Annotated in this window: 12 protein-coding genes; 7 read left to right on the top strand and 5 right to left on the bottom strand. The window is 61.2% G+C overall.

Annotated elements, in window-relative coordinates; all coding sequences use genetic code 11:
• The first annotated feature begins 131 nt into the window (after nt 1-131).
• The 6 genes from AC0J41_RS26915 to AC0J41_RS26940 all read left to right on the top strand — a co-directional run bounded on the left by AC0J41_RS26915 (nt 132) and on the right by AC0J41_RS26940 (nt 6,222).
• Entirely contained in the window at nt 132-1,520 is a 1,389-nt protein-coding gene (locus AC0J41_RS26915) for a M16 family metallopeptidase (protein WP_473014045.1), read from the top strand.
• A 103-nt stretch (nt 1,521-1,623) separates the two neighbouring features.
• Nucleotides 1,624-2,652, top strand: coding sequence for a DUF5924 family protein (locus AC0J41_RS26920; RefSeq protein WP_025112286.1), 1,029 nt, complete (start codon nt 1,624-1,626; stop codon nt 2,650-2,652).
• 55 nt (nt 2,653-2,707) lie between these two features.
• Nucleotides 2,708-3,856 (top strand): ABC transporter permease, encoded by a 1,149-nt coding sequence (locus tag AC0J41_RS26925; RefSeq protein ID WP_473014046.1) that lies wholly within the window; start codon nt 2,708-2,710, stop codon nt 3,854-3,856.
• Nucleotides 3,853-4,656 (top strand): ABC transporter ATP-binding protein, encoded by an 804-nt coding sequence (locus AC0J41_RS26930; protein WP_473014047.1) that lies wholly within the window; start codon nt 3,853-3,855, stop codon nt 4,654-4,656. Before AC0J41_RS26925 ends, AC0J41_RS26930 begins: the two co-directional genes overlap by 4 nt.
• A gap of 1 nt (nt 4,657) precedes the next feature.
• Nucleotides 4,658-5,596 carry an MlaD family protein gene (locus AC0J41_RS26935; RefSeq protein WP_473014048.1) on the top strand — a complete coding sequence of 313 codons (939 nt, stop codon included), beginning with the start codon at nt 4,658-4,660 and terminating at the stop codon, nt 5,594-5,596.
• Nucleotides 5,593-6,222, top strand: coding sequence for an ABC-type transport auxiliary lipoprotein family protein (locus AC0J41_RS26940; RefSeq protein WP_473014049.1), 630 nt, complete (start codon nt 5,593-5,595; stop codon nt 6,220-6,222). Before AC0J41_RS26935 ends, AC0J41_RS26940 begins: the two co-directional genes overlap by 4 nt.
• 120 nt (nt 6,223-6,342) lie before the next feature.
• On the opposite strand, the gene AC0J41_RS26945 is transcribed toward AC0J41_RS26940, so the two are convergent.
• The 5 genes from AC0J41_RS26945 to AC0J41_RS26965 all read right to left on the bottom strand — a co-directional run bounded on the left by AC0J41_RS26945 (nt 6,343) and on the right by AC0J41_RS26965 (nt 10,794).
• Nucleotides 6,343-7,572 (bottom strand): nucleoside recognition domain-containing protein, encoded by a 1,230-nt coding sequence (locus AC0J41_RS26945; protein WP_025112290.1) that lies wholly within the window; start codon nt 7,570-7,572, stop codon nt 6,343-6,345.
• Nucleotides 7,573-7,776: 204 nt separating this feature from the next.
• Nucleotides 7,777-9,108, bottom strand: a complete 1,332-nt coding sequence (gene gltP / locus AC0J41_RS26950; RefSeq protein ID WP_025112291.1) for a glutamate/aspartate:proton symporter GltP — start codon at nt 9,106-9,108, stop codon at nt 7,777-7,779.
• Nucleotides 9,109-9,808: 700 nt separating this feature from the next.
• Nucleotides 9,809-10,273, bottom strand: a complete 465-nt coding sequence (locus AC0J41_RS26955) for an inhibitor of vertebrate lysozyme family protein (RefSeq protein ID WP_025112292.1) — start codon at nt 10,271-10,273, stop codon at nt 9,809-9,811.
• Between the two features lie 2 nt (nt 10,274-10,275).
• Nucleotides 10,276-10,440: a DUF1328 domain-containing protein gene (locus AC0J41_RS26960; RefSeq protein WP_003177151.1), complete on the bottom strand. Its 165-nt coding sequence runs from the start codon at nt 10,438-10,440 to the stop codon at nt 10,276-10,278.
• 72 nt (nt 10,441-10,512) lie between these two features.
• The gene (locus tag AC0J41_RS26965; protein WP_473014050.1) at nt 10,513-10,794 is read right to left on the bottom strand and encodes a hypothetical protein; all 282 of its coding nucleotides are present in this window, start codon (nt 10,792-10,794) and stop codon (nt 10,513-10,515) included.
• A 427-nt stretch (nt 10,795-11,221) separates the two neighbouring features.
• Here AC0J41_RS26965 and algB point away from each other — a divergent pair, with 427 nt between their 5' ends.
• The gene (gene algB / locus AC0J41_RS26970) at nt 11,222-12,568 is read left to right on the top strand and encodes a sigma-54-dependent response regulator transcription factor AlgB (protein ID WP_096822414.1); all 1,347 of its coding nucleotides are present in this window, start codon (nt 11,222-11,224) and stop codon (nt 12,566-12,568) included.
• Nucleotides 12,569-12,575 lie beyond the last annotated feature (7 nt).

The raw sequence follows: 12,575 nt of genomic DNA on the forward strand, positions 1-12,575 counted from the left end.
ATTCAGCCGCAAGATATTCGCGAGCAGGCTCGCTCCCACAGGGAATGAATTTCAAGGTGGGAGCGAGCCTGCTCGCGAAAGCGGTCTGAATAGCGACACGGATCTCCAAATCAGCCGTACGGAAGCCTGTTATGCGTTGCCTGTTGTTCGCCTGTCTGTTGCTCGGTTCCCTGCCCGTCTTCGCCGTTGATCGATTTCAGGTCGAAGGCTATGCGCTGCCCAACGGTTTGCAGCTATTGCTCAAGCCCGGCACCGAACGCGGGCATGTGGCGATCCGCCTGGTGGTGGGCGTCGGCCTCGACGATTTCGACTGCGATGAAAAAGAGCTGCCGCACCTGCTCGAGCACCTGCTGTTCAGCGGTGTCGATGCCACCGGCGAAGGCGGCCTTGAGGAGCGCATGCAGGCGTTGGGCGGCGAGTGGAACGCGTTCACCAGCAACGCCGACACCACGTTCGTCATCGAAGCCCCGGCGAAGAACCAGCGCAAGGTCCTCGACCTGCTGCTCGGCCTGCTGACCCAGACCCGCATCGACGACAATGCGATAAGCGCTGCCAAACGCGTGGTCGAGCGTGAGGACGGCGGCCATTACACGCGCCTGCAGCGCTTTCTCGACCGTCAGGATCTGGGTCACACCGCGAGCAACCAACTGGCGGTGGAGCTGGGCCTGAAATGCCCGCAACGGGCCGAGGTCGGTCACTTGACCCAGCAGCAACTGGAGAAGGTACGCAAGACCTGGTACGCGCCGAACAACATGACCCTGATCGTCGTCGGCGAGCTCGACAAACTACTGCCGGCCTATCTGGAACGCACCTGGGGCGCACTCGAAGCAGTCGACCCGGCCGAGCACCGTGAGCTGCCGGACATCCGCACCAGCGCGGCCCATGAACGCACCCTCACCCGTGGCTTCATCGGCGACAGCGCCAAGCTGCACTGGCTGGTGCCGGAGCCGATGCTGGACGATCAGTACGACGAGACTTTCGACATTCTCAAGGACTACCTCGACTGGGCGCTGTACCGACAGATCCGCCTGAACCACGGCTTGTCCTACGGGCCATGGGCCGAGCGCGAAGTGTTTGGCGGGGTCGGCTTCATGAGCCTCAATGCCGACGTGGATCGCGATGACCTTGCCGAAGCCAAGCAGGTGCTGGAAGACCTCAAGGCCGACCTGCTGAAAAACGGCCTCGACCCCGACACCTTCGCCCGGATCAAACAGGCCGCCATCGCCCATCAGGCCTGGGCGGTGCAAGGCAACAGCGCGATGGCCGATTACTACTGGAGCGCGCTGGGCGATTACGAAGATGGCCGCTTTGCCAACCCTGCCCGGGAGCTGCAAGGCGTGACGCTGGACACGGCGAACAAGGCCATGCGCGAGTTGCTGTTGCAGCCGGGGTATCTGCGGATCGAGAAGCCGTTGCTCAGTGATGATGAGGTGTTGTGGCTGGTGGCGGGCGGATTGGGCGTCGTGCTGCTCATCCTGGTGGGTTGGCGCCTGCACCGCCGCAAGCCAGCCAAACACTGAACCTGTGGAATCTGTGCTGACTTACTGACCGGGAGCCTCGCCACGTCGCCCGGCGGACGGTACTCTGTCGGGGTTTTTTCCTCTCCAGTCGTGAACCGTCCACATGCCGAAAATACCCCTCCTGATCCAGCGCATTCTCGAACTGATGAAGCGCTACCCCGGGGTCATTGCGCTTGGCGGTTTCATCTCCGGGGTCGGCAGTTTCATTCTGGTCGATCGCCAGCAAGGCCTGGCGAGCTGGATCACCATCATCATGCTGCTCAGCTGGCTCTGGCTGATGCTGGAAAACACCCTGACCGGGTTGTTCACGCGTATCTTCAAGCGGGAAATTCCGCAGCCGCTGCTGCGCTACGCGACGCAGATGATCCACCAGGAAAGCCTGTTTTTCGTTCTGCCGTTCTTCTTCATCACCACCACCTGGAACAGCGGGCAACTGATCTTCACCGGCCTGCTGTGCATCGCCGCGCTGATCTCGATTGTCGACCCGCTCTACTACAAATGGCTGGCGCCACGGCGCTGGGCGTTTCTCGCACTGCACACCCTGACCCTGTTCGCCGCCCTGCTCACCGCGTTGCCGGTGATCATGCACCTGACCACCGCGCAGAGTTTCAAATGGGCGCTGGGCACGGCGGTGGTGTTGTCGTTCCCGAGCCTGGCGTCAATCTTCCCGATCCGCACTGTGCGCAACGCGCTGGCGATCCTGTGCATCACCGTCGGTATCGGCGCGGTCGGCTGGACCCTGCGCTCGTGGGTGCCGCCGGCCACGCTATGGATGACCGACGTGGCAATCAGTACCCAGTTGCAGGACCGCACCCCCGGCGCCAGTCTCGACGAGGTCAGCGCCGAGCAGATCCGCAACGGCGGGCTGTACGCCTACACCGCAATCAACGCGCCGCGCGGGCTGGATGAGCGCATTTATCATGTGTGGCAGTTCAACGGTCAGGAAGTCGACCGCATCGCCCTCGATATCCATGGCGGGCGCAAGGAAGGCTACCGGGCCTGGACGCACAAGCAGAACTTCCCCGCCAATCCGGTGGGCAAGTGGCAGGTGCGAGTGCTGACCGAGGACGGCCAGGTGATTGGCGTGCTGCGATTCGAAGTGACGGACAGCACAGCGATCAAAGAAAAGTAATCCGGTTCGTGCTATTACGTATGCCTGCGTATTTAGCCGAACAAGCACGGAGCTTATGACCAGCAGCTCGATGACCGGTAATGCCCGACTGGACACGTCGCTCAGCCCTGCCCGCCTGCGGGTGTCCGGGGACTGGACGCTTGCCCATTACGCCGAACTCAAGCACCTGACCGAACAACTCCACGGCCAGTACGACGCCAATACCGTCGTTGACCTCAATAGTCTTGGTGCCCTCGATACCGCTGGCGCGTCCCTGCTGGTTGAGCTGCTCGGGTCCGAACGCCTGGGCAAATCCGCCGAACATCCCGACTGCTCGATCTCCCAGGCTGACCGCGCGTTGCTGCAAACCGTGTATCGCTCGCTGACTGACTTCTGCGTGCCGATCAAGGAGCCGGAAGTCAGCGTCAGTGTGCAACTGCTGACCCGCATCGGACGCGCGGTGGAAACGGTCTGGCAGGACACTCTGCAGGTGTTGGGTTTCATCGGCCTGATCCTCGAAACCATCGCCCGCAACCTGTTCCGGCCCAAGCGCTGGCGGGTCACGCCAGTCGTTGCGCACATCGAACAGACCGGCCTCGACGCTGCGCCGATTGTGGCGCTGCTGACCTTTCTGGTCGGCGCGGTGGTGGCGTTTCTCGGTGCGACGGTGCTGGCCAGCTTCGGCGCGACGATCTTTACCGTGGACCTGGTGGGCTTCTCGTTTCTGCGCGAGTTTGGCGTGTTGCTCACGGCGATCCTGATGGCTGGCCGCACTGCCAGCGCATTCACTGCGCAGATCGGCTCGATGAAGGCCAACGAGGAGATCGACGCGATCCGCACCCTGGGCCTCGACCCGATGGAGCTGCTGGTGGTGCCGCGCGTGTTGGCGATGCTCGTGGCGCTGCCGATGCTGACGTTTCTGGCGATGCTCTGCGGGATCATCGGCGGTGGCGTGGTGTGTGCGGTGTCGTTGGGGATTTCGCCGGCGATGTTCCTCTCGCTGCTGCAAAGCGACATCGGTATCCAGCACTTTCTGGTCGGCCTGGTGAAGGCGCCGATCTTTGCCTTCCTGATCGCGACGATTGGTTGCCTGGAGGGCTTCAAGGTCAGCGGCAGCGCCGAGTCGGTCGGCGCGCACACCACGTCCGCCGTGGTGCAGTCGATTTTCGTGGTGATCGTGCTCGATGCGGTGGCTGCGCTGTTCTTCATGGAGATGGGCTGGTGAGTCGTCCACCCCGCGCGCCCTCGGAGGCGGTGATCGAAGTCCGTGGCCTGTGCAATCGCTTTGGCAGCCAGAGCGTGCACGAGAACCTCGATCTTGACTTGTACAAAGGCGAAATCCTCGCCGTGGTCGGCGGCTCCGGCAGCGGCAAATCGGTGCTGCTGCGCAGCATTGTCGGTTTGCGTCGGCCCAGCGAAGGTAACGTAAAGGTGTTCGGCCAGAATCTGCCGAGCCTGTCCGAACACGAGCGCTCGCTGGTCGAGCGACGCTTCGGCGTGCTGTTCCAGAAAGGCGCGCTGTTCTCCTCGCTGACGGTGACCGAGAACGTCGCCCTGCCGCTGATCGAACACGCCGGCCTGAGCCGCAACGACGCCGAGCATCTGGCGGCGGTGAAACTGGCGCTGGCCGGGCTGCCGCTGTCGGCGGCCGACAAATACCCGGCCTCGCTGTCCGGCGGGATGATCAAGCGCGCTGCACTGGCCCGGGCGCTGGCGCTGGATCCGGACATCCTGTTTCTCGACGAACCCACCGCCGGCCTCGATCCGATTGGCGCGGCGGCGTTCGATCAACTGATCCTGACCCTGCGCGACGCGCTGGGCCTGAGCGTGTTTCTGGTGACCCACGACCTCGACACGCTCTACACCATCACCGACCGTGTGGCGGTGCTGGCGCAGAAGAAGGTGCTGGTCGCCGGTCCGATCGACGTGGTCTCGGAAACCGATGACGCGTGGATTCACGAATACTTCCACGGCCCGCGCGGCCGCTCGGCGCTGGACGCCGCCAAATTGCTCAACGAGGTCTGACATGGAAACCCGAGCCCATCATGTGTTGATCGGCCTGTTCTCAGTGATTGTCGTGGCGGGCGCCCTGCTCTTCGGCCTGTGGCTGGCCAAGTCCAGCGTCGACACCGAGTTCAAGGATTACGAAATCGTCTTCAACGAGGCGGTCAGCGGCCTGTCCAAGGGCAGCCCGGTGCAGTACAGCGGGATCAAGGTCGGCGACGTGGTCAGCCTGCGCCTCGATCCGAAGGACCCACGGCGGGTATTGGCGCGGATTCGTCTGGGCGGCGACACCCCGGTCAAGGAAGACACCCAGGCCAAACTGGCCTTGGCCGGGATCACCGGGACCTCGATCATCCAGCTCAGCGGCGGCACCCCGCAGAGCCCGAAACTGCGCGGGCATGACGGCGAACTGCCGACCATCGTCGCGGCACCTTCGCCGATCTCGCGCCTGCTCAACGACAGCAACGACTTGATGAGCGGCATCACCGCGCTGCTGAGCAACGCCAATCAGATGTTCTCCCCGGAGAACGTCGAGCGTGTGAGCAGCACCCTGGCGCATCTGGAGCAGACCACCGGCTCGATCAACGATCAGCGCGGCGACCTGCGCCAGGCCATGCAGCAACTGGCGAGCGTCGGCAAACAGGCCGGCAGCATGCTCGAACAGACATCGCTGCTGATGCGCAACGCCAACGGCCTGCTCAACGATCAAGGCAAACGGGCGCTGGGCAGTGCCGAGCAGGCGATGAAGTCGCTGGAGCAGAGCAGCGCCACCATCAACGGCCTGCTGAGCAAGAACCAGAACTCCCTCGACAACGGCATGCAGGGCCTCAACGGCCTGGCCCCGGCCATCCGCGAACTGCGCGAAACCCTGACCTCGCTGCGCGCCATTTCTCAACGCCTGGAGGCCAACCCCAGCGGTTACCTGCTGGGCAGTGACAAGAACAAGGAGTTCACGCCATGAAGCTGACTCGCCTCGCCCTCTTCGCCGCCAGCCTGACGTTGCTCTGCTCGTGCTCGATTCTGCCCAAGGCCGAGCCGTCGGATGTGTACCGCCTGCCATCGACTCAGGCGCCCGCCTCGGCCGGTTCGGCCGCGACTCAGCACTGGTCGCTGCGGTTGAACAAATTGCAGGCCAGCGAAGCGCTGAACCGGCCGAACATCGCGGTGATCGCACAGGGTGACGTGATCAGCAGCTACAAGGCGTCGCGCTGGAGCGATCCGGCGCCGGTGCTGGTACGCAATCGGCTGCTCGATGGCTTTGCGCGTGATGGCCGGGTGACGTTGCTCAGTACCGATGACAGCAATTTTGCGGCGGATCTGGAGCTGGGCGGCAGCTTGCAGGCGTTTCAGACCGAGTACCAGGGCAATCAGGCCAGCGTCGTGGTGCGGGTCGATGCGTTGTTGGTGCGCGGCTATGACCAGAAGATTCTCGCCAGCCAGCGCTTCGAAGAGCGCCAGCCACTGAGCGATGTGCAGGTGCCGGCGGTGGTTGCGGGGTTTGGACAGGCCAGTGATCGCCTTACTGCGAAAGTCGTGGCGTGGGCCGTTCAGCAAGGCCAGAAACTCGCCCCACAACCCAGACCTTAAACCTTATGCATAACCCCTGTGGGAGCGGGCTTGCTCGCGAAGGCGGTGTGTCAGGCAATGTATTGGTCGACTGACACGCCCTCTTCGCGAGCAAGCCCGCTCCCACATTTTGATTTGTGGTTAACCGAAGAACCAGTAGCAGACGCCAATCGCGCCGAGCACGCCGGCCAGCTCCGCCAGCAACGCACACCCCACCGCATGCCGCGCCCGCTGAATCCCTACTGCGCCGAAATACACCGCCAGCACATAGAACGTGGTTTCTGTACTGCCCTGAATCGTCGCCGCCACCAGCGACGGGAAACTGTCGACGCCCGAGGTCTTCATGGTCTCGATCAGCATTGCCCGCGCGGCGCTGCCGGAAAACGGTTTGACCATCGCCGTTGGCAACGCATCGACGAAGCGTGTGTCCCACCCGGCCCATTGCACCAGATGGCGGATACCATCCAGACCAAAGTCCAGCGCCCCGGAGGCGCGCAGCACGCCGATGGCGCAGAGCATCGCCACCAGATACGGCAGCAGGTTTTTGGCGACGTCGAAGCCCTCTTTGGCGCCCTCGACAAAGGCCTCGTAGACCTTGACCTTGCGTAACGCGCCAATCACCAGGAACAGCATGATCAGGCCGAACAGCGTGAGATTACCGAGGATCGACGACAGCCCGGCCAGCGCCGTGGCCGACATCGTCGCCAGCAGCGCCATGAAGCCGCCAAGGATCAGCGCTCCCGGGATCAGGTAGGCCAGCACCACCGGGTCCCAGATGCGCAGGCGCTGCATGAACGCCACCGAGAGGAAGCCGACGATGGTCGAGCAACTGGTCGCCAGCAGAATCGGCAGGAACACCAGGGTCGGGTCCGGCGCACCTTGCTGGGCGCGGTACATGAAGATCGTCACCGGCAGCAGGGTCAGCGACGAGGCGTTGAGCACCAGGAACAGGATTTGCGCGTTGCTGGCGATGGTCGCGCTGGGGTTGAGTTCCTGCAGCGCCTTCATCGCCTTGAGGCCGATCGGTGTGGCGGCGTTGTCCAGCCCGAGGCCATTGGCGGCGAAGTTGAGGGTGATCAGGCCCAGCGCCGGGTGCCCGGCCGGGACTTCCGGCATCAGCCGCAGGAACAGCGGCCCGAGGACCTTGGCCAGCCACTCGACGATCCCGGCTTTCTCGGCAATGCGCAGAAAGCCCAGCCACAGGGTCAGGGTGCCGAACAGCAGTACCATCACCTCGACCGACAGCTTGGCCATGGCAAAAATGCTTTCCACCATCGCCGCGAAAATCCCGGCGTTGCCGCCGACCAGCCACTGCACCAGCGCAGATATTGCTGCCACGACAAAGAAGCCAAGCCACAGGCCATTAAGCATCAGTCAAATCCCCCGGAAGATGCGGCGAATGATAGCGGTGTCGCCAGAAACGACAAACCCCGGATTTCTCCGGGGTTTGTCTATTCGGCATGCGCCGATCCAAAGTGGGAGCGGGCTTGCTCGCGAAAGCGGTGGGTCAATCAACAGGAATGTTGAATGTGCCGGCCTCTTCGCGAGCAAGCCCGCTCCCACAAGGGGGTTGCATTACTGCTTCGAGATTTCGCCAGCCGGCAGTTTTTCCTTGCTGCGCCAGTGCGGCAGGGAGTTCCAGTAGCGCTGGCCCTTGGCGTCGTCGTACATGCCTTCCCAACGCGCGATAACCAGTACTGCCAGAGCGTTGCCGATCACGTTCAGTGCGGTACGCGCCATGTCCATGATGCGGTCGACACCGGCGATGAACGCCAGACCTTCCAGTGGGATACCGACGCTGCCCAGCGTCGCCAGCAGCACCACGAAGGACACGCCCGGTACGCCGGCGATGCCTTTGGAGGTGACCATCAGAGTCAGCACCAGCAGCAGTTGCTGGCTGATCGACAGATCGATGCCGTACAACTGGGCAATGAAGATCGCTGCGATGGACTGGTACAGGGTCGAACCGTCGAGGTTGAACGAGTAACCGGTCGGTACCACGAAGCTGCAGATGGCTTTCGGTGCGCCGTAGGCTTCCATCTTCTCGATCACGCGTGGCAGCACGGTTTCCGAGGAGGCGGTGGAGTAGGCCAGGACCAGCTCATCCTTGAAGATGCGCATCAGCTTGATCACCGAGAAGCCGAACAGCCTGGCGATCAGGCCCAGCACCACGAAGGCGAAGAAGGCGATGGCGACGTAAACCAGGATCACCAGCTTGGCCAGCGGCAGCAGCGAGGCGAAGCCGAAGTTGGCGACGGTCACGGCGATCAGTGCGAATACGCCGATCGGGGCGTAGTTCATGATCATGTGGGTGACCTTGAACATGCTTTCCGAAACGCCCTGGAACATCTTCACCAGCGGCTCGCGCAGGTCCGACTGCAGGCTCGACAGGCCGAGACCGAACAGCACGGAGAAGAAGATGATCGGCAGCATTTCGCCGCGGGCCATGGCCGCGAAGATGTTCGACGGGATCAGGTTGAGGATGGTCTCGATGAACGCGTGTTCATGCTGTACTTCGGCAGCGGTCGCCTGGTACTTGGAGATATCCACCGTGCCCAGGGTGCTCATGTCGATGCCGGCGCCCGGGTGGAACACGTTCGCCAACACCAGACCGACGAGGATAGCGATGGTGGTGACGACTTCGAAGTAGATAATCGTCTTCAGGCCGATACGCCCGAGTTTCTTGGCGTCGCCCACGCCGGCAATGCCGACGATCAAGGAGGAGATGACGATCGGGATCACGATCATCTTGATCAGACGGATAAAGATATCGCCTGCCGGTTGCAGGACGTTACTGATCCACCAGGCTTTCTCGGCACTGAAATGGTTGAGCAACGCACCAATTGCAATCCCTAAAACCAGACCGATGAGGATCTGCCAGGCGAGGCTGAGTTTTGCCTTCTTCATTATCTTTACCCTTACTTGCGTTTGACTCAGGCACATGCAGGAACTGGAACGCTCTTTAGCGGAAAAGTCTGTGCATCTGCCTCCGTATAAGGTGCCCCGAAGCGCGTGTTTACGGCTCTTCGGCAGGCGAAAAAAGGCGCAACTATTCCGATGCAAGGTTGCGCCGTCTAATGCCGTAAACGCCTACCCTATGCCGAATCGGCATGAGCTTTTTTAAATGAAACTGGCGTCCCAACCGGTTCGATTACGACATTTCAGCCGGCATAAGTGCCGTGAACCGGCCATTACAGCTTAGGTTGGTTATTTTTTGAACGAGTGAATTCGGCGAAAAATTCAAGAAAAAGCCTGCATTTGCAGACTAGAAGTCCCACTGTTTGAAAGGACTCTTTCTCGATATACGGTCGACAGGAAACACGGCGAAATGTTTTCGCGCGCAGTCTGAACCATAAAAAGGCGAGCAGGACGCTCTGGATCAATGTTTTGTATCGCGAAAAGCTCAGCGCAAGTCCGTCGAGCCACTGGGGGCCGGCGAACCTGCGTCGCAGCTTTTACCCTGACCCGGCCCTTGCGCAGGCACTCCCTGTACCCGTAGGTCACTCCGACCCTGTAACAGTCAGAACGTCCCGGCCCCCTGGTCATGCGCCGACCTTCCTCGGGCGGGCGCAATAAAGGGCAGCGGGGCGCTGCCCTCATGTTCGAATCAGTACCAGTTCGGATCTTTCTTCAGCGTTTCCATCAACAGGTTCTGCATGCCCTGATTGGGTTTGCCGAGGAAGCGGTAGGTGGCATGTCGCGTAGGCGACTTGTCGGCCGGCAATCCTTCGGGCACATCAACGAGCATGGCGTAGGCATCTTTCTTGTCGAAGCTGAACGCTACGATCAATCGGTGGTTCAGGCACTTGTCTGCGGATTCACAGAGCGGCCCGACCAGATACTTGTCGCCATCTTCCGTCACGGCATTCATCTGCTGGTCTGGTGTCCCGGACAGGTTCATCACCCATTCCGGCAGGCGCTCTTCATGCTTTACCACGCCTTGCCAGGTTTCCCGGTATTGCGGGTCGGAGCTGAGCAGCTCGTTGACCCGCGCCTGGCCATCATTGGCCGCCATCGCCATGGCACTACCGCCCAGAAGCAGGGCGGCTGCCAGTGTCTTTAAACCAGTCATCGTTAACCTCGGCCGCGACGGCCAAAGAAGAAGGAAGCGATGAACATCACCAGGAACACGACAAAGAGAATCTTGGCGATACCCGTGGCGGTGCCCGCGATACCACCGAAGCCCAGTACGGCGGCGATGATGGCAATGATCAAGAATGTAATTGCCCAGCTCAACATGGTGATTCTCCTTACTTCTCTATTTAGGGGTGTTGCGTGTCCCGGCGCGATGCGCCCGAATTCGTCGGTTCGTCAGAAAACCCAGCGCTCTTCACGTGGCAGTTGATCGAGCGGCTGCGCCTGGTCGACTTCCATCATGCGCATCGAGGTGCTCTCGGCCTGGCTGCTGACGGCGCTGAAGTGCGTCTGCGTGCTGTGTTGAATCGAGATCAGCGGCTCAGGCTTCTGGCTGTTCTCCCAGCTCAGGTATTGCTGGCAGGCGATCAGGGTGATCAACAGAGCAAGTACGCCAAACAGACCTTGTTGGATATGCAGTGGCGAGATACGCACTTGGGCGGCACGTTGGCGAGTCATCCTGGGTTCCTCACTCTTATTCGGTTGGGGCAGTCGGATCTGCCCGGGCTGAATGAGTTATTGCAGCCTGCATGCCAGTTTTTTATTTGAAAAATATTCAATAAAATCAATGTGTTATGGCTGAATGAAAAATCTGCTTGGACGCATCCTGCACGATGAGTCATCTACGGTCGTGCGTAATGCACGATTATTTCGTAGCAGATTTCATTCTTATTGAATTGAGAGCACGTCTCGGAGGTCAGAAAAGTACGCGGGCAACCATCGGCAGGTCGGTAATTGTTTAGAAACTCAACAAAATCAATGGATTGGCTGTCAGGGCAGGAGAGAGCTACCCTGCTATGGCTGACATCGTTCAGAATCGACCATGCAACTTGCCCGATTTTTCCGGGACTAATCCAAGACCAATCACATAAGGAGCGTAGGAAAAATGGAATCTGCCACTGAGCATCAAGGCCGCATTCTGCTGGTGGACGATGAGTCCGCCATCCTGCGTACCTTCCGTTACTGCCTCGAAGACGAAGGCTATACGGTGGCCACTGCCAACAGCGCGGCGCAGGCCGACGCTTTGCTGCAACGCCAGGTCTTCGACCTGTGCTTCCTCGACTTGCGGCTGGGCGAAGACAACGGTCTCGACGTGCTGGCACAGATGCGTATCCAGGCGCCGTGGATGCGCGTGGTGATCGTCACCGCGCACTCGGCCGTCGACACCGCCGTGGACGCGATCCAGGCTGGCGCCGCCGACTATCTGGTCAAGCCGTGCAGCCCCGACCAGTTGCGTCTGGCCACCGCCAAGCAACTGGAAGTGCGTCAACTCTCGGCGCGTCTCGAAGCCCTCGAAGGCGAGATCCGCAAACCCAGGGACGGTCTGGATTCTCACAGTCCGGCGATGAAAGTCGTGCTGGAAACCGCACGCCAGGTTGCCAGCACCGACGCCAACATTCTTATTCTGGGCGAGTCCGGCACGGGTAAGGGCGAGTTGGCCCGGGCCATTCATGGCTGGAGCAAGCGCGAGAAAAAATCCTGCGTGACCATCAACTGCCCGTCGTTGACCGCCGAGCTGATGGAAAGCGAGCTGTTTGGCCACAGCCGCGGCGCATTTACCGGGGCCAGCGAAAGCACCTTGGGTCGCGTCAATCAGGCCGACGGTGGCACGCTGTTTCTCGACGAAATCGGCGATTTTCCCCTGACATTACAGCCAAAGTTGCTGCGTTTCATTCAAGACAAGGAATACGAACGGGTAGGGGATCCGGTGACTCGCCGCGCCGATGTGCGCATTCTTGCAGCGACCAACCTCAACCTTGAAGACATGGTGCGCGACGGGCGTTTCCGCGAGGACCTGTTGTACCGCCTGAACGTGATCACCCTGCATCTGCCGCCGCTGCGCGAGCGTGCCGAAGACATCCTGACCCTGGCCGATCGCTTCCTCGCCCGTTTCGTCAAAGAATATGCGCGTCCGGCTCGGGGCTTCAGCGACGAGGCACGTGAAGCGTTGCTGGGCTATCGCTGGCCGGGCAACATCCGTGAGCTGCGCAACGTGGTGGAGCGGGCAAGCATCATCTGCCCGCAGGAACGCGTGGAAATCAGTCACCTGGGCATGGCCGAACAACCGGCGAACAACGCACCACGGGTCGGCGCGGCACTGAGCCTCGATGAACTGGAAAAAGCCCACATCGGCGCGGTACTGGCGACGGCTGGCACCCTCGATCAAGCGGCCAAGACCCTCGGCATCGACGCCTCGACCCTCTACCGCAAGCGCAAGCAGTACAACCTGTGAGCGCGCG

It is taken from the genome of Pseudomonas sp. Arb-4-2C (genome assembly GCF_055755015.1).